Annotated in this window: 17 protein-coding genes; 7 read left to right on the top strand and 10 right to left on the bottom strand. The window is 48.2% G+C overall.

Annotated elements, in window-relative coordinates:
• Positions 1 to 68 precede the first annotated feature (68 nt).
• The 4 genes from ACZ5LF_RS02840 to ACZ5LF_RS02825 all read right to left on the bottom strand — a co-directional run bounded on the left by ACZ5LF_RS02840 (position 69) and on the right by ACZ5LF_RS02825 (position 4,611).
• A complete protein-coding gene (locus tag ACZ5LF_RS02840; RefSeq protein WP_380569721.1) occupies positions 69 to 1,298 on the bottom strand; it encodes a metal-dependent hydrolase family protein in 1,230 nt (409 codons plus the stop codon).
• A gap of 24 nt (positions 1,299 to 1,322) precedes the next feature.
• Complete coding sequence (locus ACZ5LF_RS02835; protein WP_380569720.1) at positions 1,323 to 2,474, bottom strand: hypothetical protein; 1,152 nt, start codon at positions 2,472 to 2,474, stop codon at positions 1,323 to 1,325.
• A 143-nt stretch (positions 2,475 to 2,617) separates the two neighbouring features.
• Positions 2,618 to 4,111 (bottom strand): pyruvate kinase, encoded by a 1,494-nt coding sequence (locus tag ACZ5LF_RS02830; RefSeq protein WP_380569719.1) that lies wholly within the window; start codon positions 4,109 to 4,111, stop codon positions 2,618 to 2,620.
• A gap of 89 nt (positions 4,112 to 4,200) precedes the next feature.
• A complete protein-coding gene (locus tag ACZ5LF_RS02825) occupies positions 4,201 to 4,611 on the bottom strand; it encodes a hypothetical protein (protein ID WP_380569718.1) in 411 nt (136 codons plus the stop codon).
• A 133-nt stretch (positions 4,612 to 4,744) separates the two neighbouring features.
• Between ACZ5LF_RS02825 and ACZ5LF_RS02820 the strand changes: the two genes are divergently transcribed.
• Positions 4,745 to 6,814, top strand: a complete 2,070-nt coding sequence (locus ACZ5LF_RS02820; protein WP_380569717.1) for a HelD family protein — start codon at positions 4,745 to 4,747, stop codon at positions 6,812 to 6,814.
• 87 nt (positions 6,815 to 6,901) lie between these two features.
• Positions 6,902 to 8,293 (top strand): L-cystine transporter, encoded by a 1,392-nt coding sequence (locus ACZ5LF_RS02815; RefSeq protein WP_380569716.1) that lies wholly within the window; start codon positions 6,902 to 6,904, stop codon positions 8,291 to 8,293.
• A gap of 138 nt (positions 8,294 to 8,431) precedes the next feature.
• Here ACZ5LF_RS02815 and ACZ5LF_RS02810 read toward each other — a convergent pair whose 3' ends face one another.
• Positions 8,432 to 9,454, bottom strand: a complete 1,023-nt coding sequence (locus tag ACZ5LF_RS02810; protein ID WP_380569743.1) for a M42 family metallopeptidase — start codon at positions 9,452 to 9,454, stop codon at positions 8,432 to 8,434.
• Positions 9,455 to 9,708: 254 nt separating this feature from the next.
• Between ACZ5LF_RS02810 and ACZ5LF_RS02805 the strand changes: the two genes are divergently transcribed.
• The gene (locus ACZ5LF_RS02805) at positions 9,709 to 10,101 is read left to right on the top strand and encodes a VOC family protein (RefSeq protein WP_380569715.1); all 393 of its coding nucleotides are present in this window, start codon (positions 9,709 to 9,711) and stop codon (positions 10,099 to 10,101) included.
• 54 nt (positions 10,102 to 10,155) lie between these two features.
• Here the strand turns inward: ACZ5LF_RS02805 and ACZ5LF_RS02800 are convergent, their stop codons facing one another.
• The 3 genes from ACZ5LF_RS02800 to ACZ5LF_RS02790 form a co-directional block, all read right to left on the bottom strand.
• Positions 10,156 to 10,311 (bottom strand): hypothetical protein, encoded by a 156-nt coding sequence (locus ACZ5LF_RS02800; RefSeq protein WP_380569714.1) that lies wholly within the window; start codon positions 10,309 to 10,311, stop codon positions 10,156 to 10,158.
• A gap of 411 nt (positions 10,312 to 10,722) precedes the next feature.
• The gene (locus tag ACZ5LF_RS02795; RefSeq protein ID WP_380569713.1) at positions 10,723 to 11,160 is read right to left on the bottom strand and encodes a GNAT family N-acetyltransferase; all 438 of its coding nucleotides are present in this window, start codon (positions 11,158 to 11,160) and stop codon (positions 10,723 to 10,725) included.
• Between the two features lie 47 nt (positions 11,161 to 11,207).
• Positions 11,208 to 12,008: a class I SAM-dependent methyltransferase gene (locus ACZ5LF_RS02790; protein WP_380569712.1), complete on the bottom strand. Its 801-nt coding sequence runs from the start codon at positions 12,006 to 12,008 to the stop codon at positions 11,208 to 11,210.
• A gap of 119 nt (positions 12,009 to 12,127) precedes the next feature.
• Between ACZ5LF_RS02790 and ACZ5LF_RS02785 the strand changes: the two genes are divergently transcribed.
• Positions 12,128 to 12,796 carry a type 1 glutamine amidotransferase domain-containing protein gene (locus tag ACZ5LF_RS02785; RefSeq protein WP_380569711.1) on the top strand — a complete coding sequence of 223 codons (669 nt, stop codon included), beginning with the start codon at positions 12,128 to 12,130 and terminating at the stop codon, positions 12,794 to 12,796.
• Positions 12,797 to 12,915: 119 nt separating this feature from the next.
• On the opposite strand, the gene ACZ5LF_RS02780 is transcribed toward ACZ5LF_RS02785, so the two are convergent.
• On the bottom strand, positions 12,916 to 13,386 hold the full coding sequence (locus ACZ5LF_RS02780) for a DinB family protein (RefSeq protein WP_380569710.1): 471 nt from the start codon (positions 13,384 to 13,386) through the stop codon (positions 12,916 to 12,918).
• Between the two features lie 198 nt (positions 13,387 to 13,584).
• Here ACZ5LF_RS02780 and ACZ5LF_RS02775 point away from each other — a divergent pair, with 198 nt between their 5' ends.
• Positions 13,585 to 14,769: an NAD(P)/FAD-dependent oxidoreductase gene (locus ACZ5LF_RS02775; protein WP_380569709.1), complete on the top strand. Its 1,185-nt coding sequence runs from the start codon at positions 13,585 to 13,587 to the stop codon at positions 14,767 to 14,769.
• 65 nt (positions 14,770 to 14,834) lie between these two features.
• On the top strand, positions 14,835 to 15,320 hold the full coding sequence (locus ACZ5LF_RS02770; RefSeq protein ID WP_380569708.1) for a GNAT family N-acetyltransferase: 486 nt from the start codon (positions 14,835 to 14,837) through the stop codon (positions 15,318 to 15,320).
• Positions 15,321 to 15,424: 104 nt separating this feature from the next.
• Here the strand turns inward: ACZ5LF_RS02770 and ACZ5LF_RS02765 are convergent, their stop codons facing one another.
• Positions 15,425 to 15,649 carry an SHOCT domain-containing protein gene (locus tag ACZ5LF_RS02765; protein WP_380569707.1) on the bottom strand — a complete coding sequence of 75 codons (225 nt, stop codon included), beginning with the start codon at positions 15,647 to 15,649 and terminating at the stop codon, positions 15,425 to 15,427.
• 158 nt (positions 15,650 to 15,807) lie between these two features.
• Between ACZ5LF_RS02765 and ACZ5LF_RS02760 the strand changes: the two genes are divergently transcribed.
• Positions 15,808 to 16,401 (top strand): YdhK family protein, encoded by a 594-nt coding sequence (locus ACZ5LF_RS02760; protein ID WP_380569706.1) that lies wholly within the window; start codon positions 15,808 to 15,810, stop codon positions 16,399 to 16,401.
• Positions 16,402 to 16,457 lie beyond the last annotated feature (56 nt).

Raw genomic sequence — 16,457 nt, 5'->3', positions numbered from 1 at the left:
TTGACCGTTGAAACATCCACCCTGTTCCTGGCATGAAAGAAACCCCGGGCATTGCCCGGGGCTTACGTCTAATTTAATATATTCTTATGGACGACGCCCTCTTTGGCTACGACCGTCACCTTGCTGTTATCCTTCAGCAATCCGATGTCTTCCAGCGGATTATCTTCCACCAGGATGAAGTCAGCTACAAAGTCTTCTTTGATCAGGCCGATGTCCGGATATCCCATACACTCTGCCGCCGTCTTCGTCGAAGCGACGATCGCATCCATCGGTGTCATGCCACACTCGACCATGAGCTCGAGCTCCCTTAGGTTAGTGCCATGCTTGAACACTCCAGCATCAGTGCCCATTGCGATTTTGACGCCTGCTTTATAGGCACGTGTAAAGCTTTCCTTATGGTATTCAATGACTTCCTCCGATTTTTCAATGGCTGTCTTCGGCATCCCCAGCTCTTCGGCGAACTCGAGGACGGAAACCGGCGCCAACAGCGTGGGGACAAGATAGGTGCCCTGGTCCTTCATCAATCCACACACCTCGTCATCCAGGAAGATGCCGTGCTCAATGGAGTGGATGCCCGCTTCCACACATTGCCTGACACCTTCTAAGCCCTGGGCATGGGCCATGACCTTCACACCATTCCTGAACTTCGCCTCTTCGACGATGACCTTCAACTCCTCAAGTGAAAACTGGGTGAATTTCGGGTGGTCCGTCGGGCTCGATACACCACCCGTGGCATGGACTTTAATGATATCCGCCCCAGCCCTCAACATTTCACGCGTCTTCTTCCTGACTTCCTCCACCCCGTCACAGATACCTGCCGGCATGCCGGGGTGTGGTTGGAACAGGTCTGTATTGATGCCTGAATAGTTGTAGCCGTCCCCATGTCCTCCTGTGATGGTCAGGGCGTTCACGCTGATCTGCATGCGCGGCCCAGCCACCAATCCATCATCTATGGCGCGCTTTAGACCGAGGTCACTGCCGAGTGCATCTCTCACTGTAGTGACACCGGCATCAAGCGTACGTTTCAAGTACCCCATTGCCTGGTAGAAGTTATAGGAAAATGGCGTGACCAGCCGTTCTTCCATCGGCTTGAACTCTGTCATCATATGGACATGCGTATCGATCATGCCCGGCAGCATGTATCGCCCACCGCCTTCTATGATTTCCGCATCCTTCACTTCCGCATCCGCATTGACTGCGCTGAACCGGCCGTCTTCCACCAGAACATTTACATTTTCGATTACTTCAGAACCTGTACCATCGATCAGATTAATATTTTTTATAAATAGTTTACTCATTATCTACACTCCTGCTTTAATATTTTAGATTAGACTCATGACGAATGTGGCAATGAATATGGACGCTGTCGTAACGGTGATGAATCCACCGATCAACATCGGCGTGACCAGCTCCTGGAATAGTCTATTCTGATCTTCTATGTTGTTCGTTTCACTGCGGGCGACTTCTTCGCAGATCAGATAGTCCCCCGGAAAACCGATCAAGGCAGTCAATGCGACCGGCACACCCTTATATGGATGCCATCCGACAAGCTTCGAAGCAAGGAACCCCCCACCGATGATGCCGATGATGCCAAGCCCTAAGATCATGGCGACCGCCGGGATGTTGGTGACGACATCCTGCGGGGTGATGCCCCCCATTGTGCCGATGATGACGAATATCAGCGCCACCATCATAAAGCTGAACGAGTTCGCGGATTCAAGCGCACTTTTCGGCAACAGATTGAAATTCAATGCCAGGATACCGAACAGTAGACAGAACAATGTATAGTGGATGCCTGTCAGGTCGCCGATGATGACGCCAAGCATCCCCAACAGGAAAATGACAAACAGCTTGATTGTGTTATTCTTCATCAGACTGAACCGCGAAATACCGCGAGGTTCTTCAAACCCAATACTTTTCTCCTGCATTGCCCATTCCCCAGCCATGAATGTGCGGCCATACCGTTTCATGAAAGCCGTGGCAAGGGGCATCCCGATGACCCCTTGGAAGGATTGGACGAGTACTGGTACAACAATCAGGCTGGATAATCCGAGATTCGTCAATGTCTCGTTTGTAATCAGAAGTGCCACGACCCCACCCGAAACGGGACCGACGCCACTTGCTGCAGTTTCAAAGTCAAACACCAACGTAACAAGATCCAATATAAGCACCAAGGCTCCGACCAACCCGGAAAGGGCGATTATTACAGCACGCCATTGCTTCTTCAGAACCGAAAAGCGCATCAAAGTTCCCATATGTACAATCAGTGGTCCGATGAGTATCGCACCTAAAGCCGGCAAGGTTGATAATTCCAGTATGTTTTCCGGAAATACACCAATCCATGTCAAAATCAAAAATCCCAGCATCGCCGTCATCAACATCGGTATACGAGCCCGCGTCAAGACGGAGATCACTTCTCCTAAAGCGATTAAAGCAAACAACATGACGGTCGCAACTATCGGTTCTTCCATCATAACCTCTCACCCCTTACTCCTCTTTGAAAGTAGTATACGGGGTAACTTGGATAAATTAAACTCTATTTTCAGAAAAAACAGCTAATTCTGACAATGAATACGTTTTCATAAATAAAGAGAGGGGATTACCCCTCCCAAAAGATTCATTCAAACGCGTCACGGGCGATGCCAAGCGACCGGAGCATGGCAGTTTTCTTATAATGATGGTCCTCGAACTTCTCCAGAATATCAGAGACGACCTCGACCCCTTCGACGATATAGTCGCCCTTATTCAGCATGATGCACTCGGCGCGCGAACCGGCGACCACATCCGACATTTCGGAACGGGTCGGAATACCGGTCTTGACGAGGGACTCCACCACTTGAGTCGCCCATATGACGGGGACGTGGGCCGCTTCGCAGATCCACAGGAGCTCCTCCTGCACTTCACTCAGCCGCTCGTAGCCGATTTCAACCGCAAGGTCCCCCCGCGCGAGCATGACACCGAATGGCCGGGCCCCTGCCGCTTTCTGTATGATTTCAGGCAGATTCCGTATGCCTTCCGGGGTCTCGATCTTCGCGACTGATGGCAGTTTGCGGCGCTCGCCTTCAAGTCTTGAATCCAAGGCTTCTTCTATCATTTCGATGTCTCCAGCGTCCTTGATGAATGAAAACGCGATGACATCTGCATGTTGCGCAGCAAAATCAAGATCCCTCTCATCCTTCTTCGTCAGGACCGGCAGCTTGAAATCAAGATCCGGCAGATTGATGCCTTTCTCCGTCTTGACTTTGACACCGCCTTCTTTGACCGTCCGCTCCACCTCACAGATGACCCCGTCATCCAGAATATCGGTCGCCACTGCCTCAATGTGCCCGTCATCGATCTTGATCTTCTGGCCCCGCTCGATTTTACTGATGACTTCAGGGACGGAAGTATTGAGCGCAATCTCAATCCCTTTAGGCAGCGTCATGGCAGTCTTGACCGATAACAGAAAACGTTCGCCCTCCTTCAGTTTCGGATTCCGTTTTGAAGTCAGCAGATGTCTGGTGCGTATTTTCGGTCCACTTATATCCATCAGAATGCGGCATTGTCTGCCGGTCTCCTCCTCGGCACGCTGGATATGTTCAATCATGCCGAGCCACCCATCTTCTTCGTCGTGTGCACAGTTGATGCGTGCCATATCCATACCGGCTTCAACCAGGCTCAGCACAAGCCCATAATCATCTCCCGCCTGGGAAGGCATCGTCACAAGTATGCGGGTGTCCCGTTCCCCGACTTCTCCGAACAGCTGAGCGGTATTTTCCTTCAGTGCCTGGTTGCGCTCCAAAAGCGAGGAAGATGTCCGGTAGTCGATATCGCCGACATCTCGATCGGCAATGAATCCGAGCGTCCGTACGACCGCATTAAGCGTGCCCATCACATCGGCCTCCAATCTGCCTAGGGAAGAGACGCCCCATGGTATGAGCGAGTGTTGGAGCGTGCGCCTGTCATGCTTCCTGAATGCCATATAATAGGCAAGATTGCGGGCGCTCATCTCATATTCTGGACGCATCGATGCTGTACGCCATCTATCAAAAAGGGACTCCCCTTCTTCTTTGACCTGTGTGCGGATCGCCATCACTTCTTCCAATAATGATTGTGCCTTGCTCCTGTCCATCCTCATCACCTCTCCATTATTGATCCATGTTACCTGTATACCCATCAATGGACATAAAAATGCTTCCCCGGCAGATTCCGGAGGAAGCATTAAATACCACGTTTAAAAAACAGATGCAGGAGTTCAAAGAAGCCGATATGAAAAATGACCCATAACAAAAACCCGATATGCCCCTCCAAATTGATGGACTGGACTGCCGCCTGAGGCAATATGAAGTAGAGCACTACTGTAGAAGCCCAGGCTGTCACCATAGCCGGCATGTAGAGGGACGGCCGGTATATATGGAAACCTTTCAGAACGGTCGCGAGAACGATGGAGACAACGAGATGAATTGCTGTCTCCACTAACAGATGCAGTTCACCATCATATACGAAATCAATGTTCAACAACAGTGTCATCAATTCTATCTCCGCACTGTACTCGACATAGGCGCATACAAGAAAAAGCAGAACGCCTGACGCGATGCCTGCAACCAAACCTGAAACAATAATTTTCTTCATGGTCAATGTCCTCTAATTTATAAAATTAAATCAATTCGACATCTCCATTGTAGCACAGCACACCTACGATTTTAAGACTGGCAATTGAAGCCGAACCGATATATGATGAATGTCGAGATAAAGGAGGGTTTTCTTGAAAAATCTATCATTTGAAGAAGAAGCGCACCACCTCACCTTCATCACCAGCTTCCTGAAGGTCTTCCATGCCGACCTGAAAAGGAGACAGGATACGGTGTCACAAGGCATACTCGACACACGCCAGGACATCAACGAGAATATATCCAACGTTGTTGATTTCGCTGACGGCAACGTCATGGAATTCGTCCAGATGCTGCCTGAAATCAGAAGGACCGAGATGAACTTCAACTATATCCATACAATGCTTGAACGCACCAGACGGATGCTGCCGAAGCCGTACTTCGGAAAAATCGTCGTCGATGGGGAGCCGCTCTACATCGGCACCGGCACCATCAAGGACCGCGATGACGACATATTGATATACGACTGGCGCACGCCTGTTGCAGGCCTGTTCTATGAAAATACGACCGGGGAACTCGACTATATCATCCCGGACGGAAGCCGGATCGATGCGACTGTCACGGAACGCCGCCAGTTCATCATAGAAGATGGTACGCTGGTCAACATGTTCGACAGCGATATGTATATCGGAGATGAAATACTGCAGCAGATGATCACCGATTCCTCGCAGTCCAAACTGAAGAATATCGTCTCCACCATCCAGCAGGAGCAAAATGATGTCATCCGCCTGCCGCTATCGCAGGACACCCTCGTCTATGGCCCCCCGGGGAGCGGCAAGACTTCCCTTGCGATGCAGCGGATCGCCTTTTTGCTCTATCAGCACAAGGGCAAGCTCGACCCCGGTAACATCCTTCTCGTATCACCCAATGAAGTGTTCAATGATTACCTCTCCGATGTACTGCCTGAACTGGGCGAGAATCATGTGAAGAACATGACGTTCTATCGCCTCATCAGCCGCTTCCCGTATTTTGGCGGCCGCCGGTTCGAGACGGTCTACGAAAACATCAGACGGTTAAGGGAGACCGACCAGGGTCATGACATCTATGCCTATAAGAACTCCCTCCACTACTTTGAATCGCTGCACCGCTTCATGAACCGTCTTCATGAGACAGGCATGGAATTCCGTGAACTGAAGGGTGAAGACGGCATCTTCTTCACAAAAGAGCAGCTACAGCACCTTTTCTATAACGAGTTGGGGCATCATCCGATCAGCCGCCGCCTGTCGCTGATCCGCGAGCGGCTTTTGAACCTCTACACGGAAAGGGTGGCAAGCCTGACGAACGAGCGGTTTGAGACATTGCTTTCTGACAACCAGTACATCGGTGAACGCCACGAACTTAAGAACGAGGCACACCAGCATGCCAAAGCCCAGCTTAAAACTGTGCATCGCCAAATTTCACTCTACCGCTTCGTCCACTTCGAGAAGTTGTACGTCAACTCCATCGGAGAAAAGGCATTCCGCAATCCGACGATCCAATCGATCAAGGAAAACCATTTCAAATATGAAGATATCGCACCACTGCTCTATATGTTCATCCGCCTGCTCGGCCGCGCCGATAGAAAAATCCAGCATGTTCTTGTAGACGAAGTGCAGGACTATTCGAATATCCAGTACTATGTCCTCCGCCATTTCTATAGGAATGCCACATTCACGAGCCTCGGCGACCCGAACCAGCAGATCCATCCCGGACGTAAAGATGCGCTCGTCGCCAAGAATCATGTCAAGAAGGCACTTGAACGGTCATATCGTTCGACCAATCAGATCAATGCCTTCTTGAACACTCTCATACCAGATTCCATACAGTCGGCCTCAATCGACGGTGCGCCCGTCCACCATGTCGAGACGACGGATGAACTCGCGAGCGTCCGCAGCATCCTGCAGTCGGCATCACATCCTCAAGTCGCCATCATCACCCCTTCCAGGGAATCGGCGGATGCATGGTTCGAACAGTTGAAGGATGATTTCCCGGACCTTAAAAACCTCGGGGAGACGGATACCCTCTATAACCAGTCGTTCATCATCCTGCCGTACTATCTATCGAAGGGATTCGAATATAATACGGTGATTCTGACGGATGCTTCAAGCTATAAAGATTCAGTGCACATCCTCTATGTCCTCGCGTCACGGGCGACACGGCACTTATATCTGATGAATTCCGACTAATACAATAAGAATTTAGTAATTCCTACTTTACAAGTAGGGATTACTCGTTTATGATGATACTATTCATATCGAAAGGGGTTCCCTCAATTGAATCTATTATTGGTCATCATAAATCTTGTTGTATTTCTATCACTGATCGGGGCTTTGGTCATACTGAAGCAAAGAAAAGTGAAATTCTCCTATCGCGTGATGCTCGGCCTGTTGGTCGGCCTCGTATTCGGCGCCGCCCTGCAGCTCATCTATGGCACTGAAAATATAGTCATCACCCATACGATGGACTGGGTCGCGATTGTCGGCAGCGGGTTCGTCAGACTGCTCCAGATGATCGTCATGCCGCTTGTATTCATCTCCATACTTGGTGCATTCGCCAAAATGGATATGAAGGAGAAATTCCTTAAATCAGGCATCAAAATCATTGCGATACTGCTCGGTACAACAGCAATAGCTGCCACTATCGGCGTCTCTGCTGCGCTCATCTTCGATTTGGACGCATCCAACTTCAACCTTGGCGAAGAAGAGAATGACCGTTCCATCGCACTCGAATCGACTGCGTCAGAAATTGAAGGGCAGACGTTGCCAGAACAACTGTTGTCCCTGCTGCCTGCCAATCCTTTCCTTGATTTCACAGGAGAGCGCGCGACTTCCACTATCGCAGTTGTATTTTTCGCCGTATTCATGGGCGTCAGCCTCATCCGCCTTATGGACCGGGATCAGGAAAACGGTGAGAAGATACGCAGCGGCATCATCGCCGTCAATGGATGGGTCATGCAGCTCGTAAAAATCATCATCGCATTGACGCCTTATGGTGTATTGGCATTGATGACATCCACCGTCGCCACTTCAGACTTCGCCGCAATATACGATCTGGGAGTGTTCGTCGTCGCTTCCTATGCGGCACTCATTACAATGTACCTGGTCCACCTTGGCCTGATTGCCTTGACGGGACTCAACCCTGTACAATATTTGAAGAAGACGCTCGAGACTCTGATTTTCGCCTTCACTTCACGTTCAAGTGCGGGCACCTTGCCGCTTAATATACAGACCCAGCGGACACGCCTCGGTGTCCCGGCGAGCGTTGCGAACTTTTCCGGCAGCTTCGGCCTATCCATTGGGCAGAACGGTTGTGCCGGGGTATATCCGGCAATGCTCGGCATCATGATTGCACCGGCAGCAGGGGTTGAAATCAACGCGCAGTTCATCGTGACACTGATCGCCGTTACGGTAATCGCCTCACTCGGCATCGCTGGTGTCGGTGGTGGTGCGACATTTGCCGCCATCATTGTATTGTCGACGATGAACCTGCCGATCGCCCTTGCCGCGGTCCTGATTTCCATCGAGCCGCTTATCGACATGGGCAGAACGGCACTCAACGTCAGTGGTTCCATGACAGCCGGCACCATCACCGCCCAGACGAATGGCTCATTGGACAAAGATATCTTCGATGATCCGCACCTCGATGAATTGACTGCGGAGACTTAAGAAGCACCAGTCATCACAATGCTTCAACATCTAAAATAAGTCCGTAGTTCCAAAGAAATCCCCCCGACCGTGCCGGTCGGGGGGATTTGTACTGCTTAAGGCTTTTGTGCAAGCCCTGATCGGTTTCGAGTTCTGATCTTATATATACGCCATAATCAGCTCAAATGTATTCCTTATGGCCTCCGTATGTGTACGTTCCATGCCATGACTGCTTGCAACGCCTGGTCCGATGAGTGCACCTTTGATGTTTGCGCCGGCGCGTAGGGCTGCAGATGCGTCACTGCCGTACATCGGATAAATATCAACGGCATAGTTGAGCTCCTTACGTTTTGCATGATTGATCAGATCTGTAGTCATACCGTAATCGTAGGGGCCGGAGGAGTCTTTGGCGCAGATGGACGCATCGAACTCTGTACATTCAAGGTCCAGCCCAATGCATCCCATATCGACTGCGAGAAGTTCTGTGATGTCTTCTGGTATCCATGACGCCCCATGACCGACTTCCTCATAGGTGGAGAAGATGAATTTCAGATTTGTGGCAGGCAGAATATCTTCTGTCTTCAGGGCCTTCAGTACACTGACCAGGATGGCGACAGATGCTTTATCATCTAGGAACCTGGATTTTACAAACCCTGAATCGGTGACGACGACTTTCGGATCATAGGCAATGATGTCCCCGTTCTGGATACCCAATCCCTTTACATCTTCTTTACTGCTCACACGCTCATCCAGCTTTACAATGAGATTATCGATATCACGCTCTTTAGTCGCTGCATCTTTGTAGACATGGATCGATGGCGACTTGGATAGGATTGTCCCTGTAAACACTTTGTCATCACGTGTGATGATATCGCAGTATTCACCATCAAGTGTCGGTGTGAGCGGTCCGCCGATCTTGGTCAGGGACAGTGTACCGTCATCATTGATTGAACGCACCATCAGGCCGAGTGTATCGATATGGGCACTGAGCCCGCGGGTGCGTTTTGTGTCCTGACCTGCCACACTGACGATCAGATTGCCTTTCGGCGTTGTCTCCGTATCATAGCCCACTTCTTCAAGCGTCTCACGCACGTAGTCCACCGCATGCTTCGTATACCCCGACGGGCTGTTGATCGACAGCAGTTCTGTCAAAAAGGAAATTGTCTCTTCTTTTTTAAACATATGATCATGTATGAACAAAATTCAATTTGTCCATATCCTCCCCTCCATATTCTATAAAACTTCAACAATTAGAATTTTACCATATTCCTAACCTCTGGGTTGAGGGAATAAAAAACATGGATCCATCAATCTATTCCTAGTCTAATACCGTCACCTGCACCATGTCCTTTATATCTTCAACTCCTTTATGGAAAACGTTTCATGTACACCATCAAGTCCTTTGATATAATGAAGTAAACTAAAGGAGAGTTTCCATGAAATCAATCGCTCCATTCCTCACGTTCCAAGGCAGTGCCGAAGCGGCCATGCGCTACTATGAAGAAACATTCAAGGATGCACACATACGCATGCTGACCCACTATGGGGAAGATACCCCTGAAATGGCCGGCAAAGTGATGCAGGGTGCCATCCAGATACAGGGCCAACTGATCATGGTGATGGACAGCCAGACACCTGCAGAATTCACATTCACTCCCAGCATGTCATTCTTCATCGAATGCATGTCCTCTGATGAAATCAACCTCTACTACAGAAAGCTCAAAAAGAAAGGCGCCATACACATGCCTTTGGATGAATACGGATTTTCGAGGCAATTCGCCTGGATACAGGATCAGTTTGGCGTCACATGGCAGCTCAATCTATCATGATGAATACAAAAAAGGCCGTCCCTCTTCTTATCAGGGACGACCTTTTTTGTATTATTATGCAGTTATTCTAGTCAGAAATCTAGTAAAGATTGATCTTTTAGTGCGTGGTTCCTTCTCTTCTTCCTTTTCAGCAAGGTGAGAATAGCTTTCAGCTATTTTCTTGTACTCTTCAAGGCGAAGTTCGGCAGTAATGCGATCAGTTGAGAACATTAAAAATTCCTCCTGTAAATTTGTAATATAATTTATATATAAATATTTAATTATCTTTCTTTATGTATATAATATACCATTATATCAGTACTTTATCAAGTATATTGTGATGTTTTTACCAAAATAAATCTATTGATAATTTTTAAACAATTCTAATAAAATTTTAAAAATATGTAATATAATTTCATTAATATTACGTTAATAGATACCTTATGCCTTAATTTGAATCATTATGCATATGCAATCGGTTTCTTTGCGGATAAATGCATTGAACTGGTATTTTCTGAATATAGATTATCTTAGGGACATTTATGCAGCGTGAAAAAAAGAATTTTCCTCGCGGACACTCCCCCTCTTCCATTGGAATTATGCATTGAATTCACAACTTGCATAATAAAAACGGATCAGGCCTTATGCCTGATCCGTCTGGTACGTCATATCGATATGGGGGATGCCATCTTCCAGATGCACTTCCGAAGTCTTCTTGAAGCCGAACTGCTGATAGAACCTTTCCAAGTGGGCCTGGCCATGCAGATAGACCTTCTCACCTGGGTGCACCTTTCCTACATAGTGCATCGCCTGTTCCATCAACGCTTTACCGAGCCCTTTTTTCCTATGGTCTTTCCTGACGATGACCCGACCGATCGCAATCGGTTTCCCCGGCACAATCCTCAAATAGGCTGCGATGCCCGATTCATCCTTCTTATAGATATGGGTGCATTCCGGATCTCTGCCATCCACTTCCTGATAGGGGCATTCCTGTTCGACGACGAACACGGAAGTCCTCAAGCGGTATATCTCCTCCAGTGTCGCGACATCCAATTCCTCAAACGATCTAACCTGCCACATGCCTTTCCCTCCCTGCTATCATCCATAAAACAAAAGCGATGCATTCATCAGTCATTTTTTATATTTTTATTCTTTAGTATGGCGACACTGAGTATATGGGGAATCGTGTGTACCGTATCAGGGAAGTGTTCTTCCAGGTATGAGGCTACCCGCGCCAATGTGTTCTTCCGCTGCTTCTCCTTCATGCCTGCCACCCAAGATACAGAGGACAGTCTGCCGATCCACTCTTCATTGGTGAACTTTACATCGTAATCAATCTTGAACAATTCCATCAGGTCAAAACGTGAAGTTTTCCATTCCTCAAACCACTCAACCGGAAAACTGTTGATCATCTGAGTCGTATTGTCTTTTGTGCCTGCTGGCCGGATTTGTCTATCTGGCGAGTAGTTCTGTATCGTCTTCATCGATTCTTTGACGATTTTGGATGCGGAGGTGAACCCTGAATCCATGATGATCAGATACCCACCGGGCTTCAGGATTCGTTGCACTTCCTTAATCGTCGCTTCCCGGTCGAACCAATGCCAGGCGCGCATGACTGTAACGATATCGTAGTTTTCTTCGATCAATCCCGTATCTTCAGCATACCCTTCCCTGAAGACGACTTCCAGCTCATCTCCAATATGTTTCCGTCCAGCTTCAATCAGTTCAGGGGAAGGCTCCACAGCATCGATCACGGCGCCTCGTGCGCTGAGCATTTTGCTGAGTAGACCGGGACCCGCTCCAAGCTCTGCCACTTTGCTGCCTGAAATGGCGACTTCACGCATTTCCAATTCAGGTATCAGACGTTCTGGGATATCATTTCTATACTTAAGGTAATTGTCCGCTACATTGCCAAAATCGACTTTCATTTCTTTACCCCCATACGAAGATATGATTGATAAATGGACCCATTTCAAACTCTAGTTTCCATTTAAGATTAAGTATAACATGATAAGGGTAAATCAAATAGAAAGGAGAGGATATCATTATGAGTAAATCAGTATTGATCATCGTGACCAACCATGGGACGATAAACAACGACGACAGCAGACCGACAGGACTATGGCTGAGCGAAGCGGCTGAACCGTATCATGTCTTCCAGGGAGCAGGCTATAGAGTGGATTTCGCATCTCCAAAAGGTGGCGCAGTACCGCTCGATCCAAATTCCCTGGAAGATGGACAGGACGAGAACGAGAAAGACATCATCAAACTGCTTCAGGACACTAAACGTGTCAAGGACATGGTCTATGAAGGCTACGATGCAATCTTCTTCGCCGGAGGGCACGGCACAATGTACGACTTCCCTGGGCAGGCGGATATTCAGAATATCCTTGCGTTCTTCAAAGATGACGGCCGCACGATTGCAGCAGTCTGCCACGGCCCTGCAGCATTTGCAGATGCCAAGACTAAAGATGGCAAATATGTGGTCGATGGCGTCAAACTCACAGGTTTCACAAATGAAGAAGAGAAAGCCATGAAACTCTACGACGATATGCCCTTTGCACTCCAATCCAAGTTGGAGGAAAACGGCGCAGGATTCGTAGTTGGGGAAGCAATGGAGGAACATGTCGTAAAAGATGGCCAATTCATCACAGGACAAAATCCAGCTTCAGCTGAAGCTGCTGCCCAGGCAGTTATAGATAAACTCGGAAAATAATATTTGCACACCGGCCTTTTAAGGCCGGCTTTTTTTATCTTCTGAACCTCTGATACCATCAGACAAAAAAGACCGGCATCCAAATGGATGTCGGCCCTTCAATATCTTATTGGACTATTTTAGGATACGCCCCTGTTGTCCAGTACACGCTTCATCTCCTGCATTTTACCTACGTGCATCGCTTCATGGAGTGCAACAAATCCAACCTGTTCATAACGCTTGGTCATGCCCATGAACTCGCGTGGAAGATCCTCCTGAAGCACTTCTTCTTCTACATCTTCAAGACGTGCCATGTGACCGCGCAGTAATGCTTCGATCTCTTTGGTATCTGGTGTATCATCGTCGAAGTCATCAGGACTTGTCCCTGTTCCGAAATACTTTGCATACTTTTTATGCGTATCTGTATTTTTATCCGTGACAGCAGCCGTAACCATTTCCATCATCGTTGCGACATGTCCGAACTGCCAATGCAGGCTGTTGTTGAAGCCTTCAGGGATATGGTGCATATCTTCTTCGTTAATTTTATCAAATACGCTCATAGTCCAGTCACGTACAGTGTTCAATTCAAAAAGTAGTAGTTCTTTAGCCATTGATGTTGAACCTCCATTTTGTGTTTTTGTCATCTATACATTACATACCCGTTCACTGCTGTTTTATTCATATAAACATCTCGAATTTTCCATTTTTCAGTTGGATTGCATTTTTACTCCGCACAGGAGATAATGTTTCTAAGTAAACGTTCTCAATTACAGTCTTCAGATACTCATTATATTTTGGAGGGACTTGTTATGGAACATCATCAAATTCTAATCATCGGTGGGGGCACGGCCGGCATTACAATGGCTGCCCGCTTAAAACGGCTGTCGCATACTCTGGATATCGCAATCATGGACCCTGCAGAAGATCACTATTATCAGCCTCTATGGACACTGGTCGGTGGGGGTGAAGTGACGAAGGAAGAGACTGGACGCAAGGAAGCCACCCTGATTCCTAAAGGCGTCAGATGGTACAAGACACCTGCCAGTGAAATCGATCCCTATGGACAAACCGTTAAAACGGAATCGGGCACTGAAGTGCACTATAACTATCTTGTAGTCTGTCCGGGGCTTCAGCTTGACTGGGATAAAATTGAAGGATTGGCAGATGGGCTTGGAAAATACGGAATATGCAGCAACTATTCCTATGAGCATGTCCAATACACATGGGAAATGATCAGCAACTTCAAAGGAGGGCGCGCCCTCTTTACCCACCCGGCCTCCCCCATCAAATGTGGAGGGGCACCCCAAAAAATCATGTATCTTGCGGAAGATGCCTTCCGGAGGACAGGTATACGCGATGACTCTGAAGTGATGTTCAGGTCAGCCAACCCCTCCATCTTCCCCGTTGAAAAGTACAGCAGGACCTTGGATGCGGTAATAGAGCGACGGGACATCCGGACTGGTTTTAAAAAAGATCTTGTCAAAATTGATGGCCCCAACAAAAAAGCCACATTCAAACACGTGGAGACCGGAGAAACCGAGACACTGGACTATGATATGATTCATGTCGTGCCCTACATGAGTGCACCCGACTTCATCAAAGGCAGCGCGATTGCCGATGGAGCGGGTTGGGTCGATGTAGACGCCTCTACGCTCCAGCATAAGAAGTTCAAAAATATATTCAGCCTGGGAGACGCCTCCAACCTGCCGACTTCAAAGACAGGAGCGGCCATCAGAAAGCAGGCTCCTGTAGTCGTCTCCAACCTGCATGCCCTGATCAAGGGCAATGCGCCATGGAGGCGGTATGATGGCTACACTTCATGTCCCCTGGTCACAGGTTATGGCTCACTTGTCATGGCGGAATTCAAATATGATAATGTCCCTTCCGAAACCTTTCCCTTCAACCAGGCTAAAGAAAGAAGGAGCATGTATATCATGAAGAAATACGGCCTGCCGGCCATGTACTGGCATGGTATGATGAAAGGACGCATGTAAGCAGCGCCTTCCGCTGCACTGACTTTACCTGAGCGGAATAAAACATCAGATATGGAGGGGACACCATGAACCCAAAGATTCGTGAAATGACGAGTTCAGATATTGAAGCTGTACAGGAGACGGCCACCGCCAGCTGGCATGCTGTATATGAAGGAATCATCCCGCTCGATATCCAGAACCGTTTTCTAGACCTGGCCTACAGCACAGACATGATGCACCATAAACTCACCCAATCCCATATGTTCGCAGCTGAAGAGGACGGGCGTGTGATCGGCTTTGCCGAATTCACTCCACCTGACGCAGACGGAAAGACCATGCTCAACGCCATCTATCTGCATCCGGACGCCCAGAATAAAGGAATCGGCACTCTATTGCTGGAACACGGGGTGGAACAGATTGAAGATATGACCACCATCTATGTCGAAGTGGAAAAAGAAAATATGATCGGCAGACGATTCTACGACACCAAAGGATTCAGGATGGTCAAGGAATATGACGATGATTTCGATGGCCATATACTGAAGACCGTATTGATGAGCCGTGACATTTAGCTGGGGCCGGACGTCTTGATGCAACGTACATTACACTCAGACTGCGGGCTCATACAAAAACATCCGGATGCTTCATACAGAGGGCACCCGGATGTTTTTTGCCGTTAATTTCCAATTTTCTCTCTTAAACGCTCATACTCTTCTTCTGAAATTTCACCTTTGGCAAGACGTTCGTTCAGTATGCCTAACGCGCGATCTTCTGGCTGCCGATCATTGTTTCTATTGTTCCCCTTAATGACCCAGATCAATATGAGGAAGAGCGCAATGATGACAATCAGATCGAAAAGACCCAAACCGAAAAATCCGCCCATGCCATAACCATGCATCATTTCATACCCTCCATTCGATTTATGCCCTTAGCCATAATATATCAAAAGCTAAGGTAATTTGTGCCGCCCGGGGTTCCATTTTCTTTTTTTGAAAAAAGCACATAAAATGCGAAATACGCGGGTAAGGTATATTAGATCAATATATTCGGAGGGATTGCATGTTAAAGCACAAAATTTCATTGGGCTTCCTATCCATCTTCACCGCCCTTACGTTGACTGCCTGCGGTGAAGCGGCTGATACAAGCAGCGACGAAGTACAGACAACTGAACCACAGTCTGAAGAAAGTAGCGGCATGGAGCATTCTGCAGATGAGATGTCCAGCACAGGAGAAGTACCTGATGATTTAGAGGAAGCAGATGATCCAAAATTTGAAGTGGGCAGCACTGCCATCATCCAGGCTGATCATATGTCAGGCATGGATGGTGCTGAAGCAACCATCTCGGGTGCCTTCGATACGACGGTCTACACAGTTTCATACATCCCTACAAATGGTGGGGATAAGGTTGAAGACCATAAATGGGTGATCCATGAAGAACTGGAAGACCCGGGTGATGCACCGCTTGAACCAGGTGATGAGGTCGTCATGAATGCACAGCATATGGTCGGTATGAAAGGTGCTGAAGCCACAATCGATTCGGCTAAGCAGACGACCGTATACATGGTCGACTTTACAACCACCGATACCGATGAGGAAGTCGAGAACCATAAATGGGTTGTCGAAAGCGAACTGGCTTCACCTGAGTCCAAGTAAAGTGCCACTGATTGATAAAGCGTCCATCCTTTCAGGATGGACGCTTTCTTTATATC

This window comes from Salinicoccus siamensis (genome assembly GCF_055391965.1).
Note: the sequence above shows the minus strand (reverse complement) of the source record. Positions and strands in the feature narration are given on the sequence as shown.

Excerpts from the sequence above, each read along its gene's own strand:
- ACZ5LF_RS02775 (WP_380569709.1), top strand. The coding sequence starts at position 13,585 with ATGGAACATCATCAAATTCTAATCATCGGTGGGGGCACGGCCGGCATT.
- ACZ5LF_RS02800 (WP_380569714.1), bottom strand. The coding sequence starts at position 10,311 with ATGTTCTCAACTGATCGCATTACTGCCGAACTTCGCCTTGAAGAGTAC.
- ACZ5LF_RS02830 (WP_380569719.1), bottom strand. The coding sequence starts at position 4,111 with ATGGACAGGAGCAAGGCACAATCATTATTGGAAGAAGTGATGGCGATC.
- ACZ5LF_RS02780 (WP_380569710.1), bottom strand. The coding sequence starts at position 13,386 with ATGGCTAAAGAACTACTACTTTTTGAATTGAACACTGTACGTGACTGG.
- ACZ5LF_RS02785 (WP_380569711.1), top strand. The coding sequence starts at position 12,128 with ATGAGTAAATCAGTATTGATCATCGTGACCAACCATGGGACGATAAAC.
- ACZ5LF_RS02760 (WP_380569706.1), top strand. The coding sequence starts at position 15,808 with ATGTTAAAGCACAAAATTTCATTGGGCTTCCTATCCATCTTCACCGCC.
- ACZ5LF_RS02765 (WP_380569707.1), bottom strand. The coding sequence starts at position 15,649 with ATGATGCATGGTTATGGCATGGGCGGATTTTTCGGTTTGGGTCTTTTC.
- ACZ5LF_RS02770 (WP_380569708.1), top strand. The coding sequence starts at position 14,835 with ATGAACCCAAAGATTCGTGAAATGACGAGTTCAGATATTGAAGCTGTA.
- ACZ5LF_RS02795 (WP_380569713.1), bottom strand. The coding sequence starts at position 11,160 with ATGTGGCAGGTTAGATCGTTTGAGGAATTGGATGTCGCGACACTGGAG.
- ACZ5LF_RS02835 (WP_380569720.1), bottom strand. The coding sequence starts at position 2,474 with ATGATGGAAGAACCGATAGTTGCGACCGTCATGTTGTTTGCTTTAATC.
- ACZ5LF_RS02840 (WP_380569721.1), bottom strand. The coding sequence starts at position 1,298 with ATGAGTAAACTATTTATAAAAAATATTAATCTGATCGATGGTACAGGT.
- ACZ5LF_RS02825 (WP_380569718.1), bottom strand. The coding sequence starts at position 4,611 with ATGAAGAAAATTATTGTTTCAGGTTTGGTTGCAGGCATCGCGTCAGGC.
- ACZ5LF_RS02805 (WP_380569715.1), top strand. The coding sequence starts at position 9,709 with ATGAAATCAATCGCTCCATTCCTCACGTTCCAAGGCAGTGCCGAAGCG.
- ACZ5LF_RS02790 (WP_380569712.1), bottom strand. The coding sequence starts at position 12,008 with ATGAAAGTCGATTTTGGCAATGTAGCGGACAATTACCTTAAGTATAGA.
- ACZ5LF_RS02810 (WP_380569743.1), bottom strand. The coding sequence starts at position 9,454 with ATGTTTAAAAAAGAAGAGACAATTTCCTTTTTGACAGAACTGCTGTCG.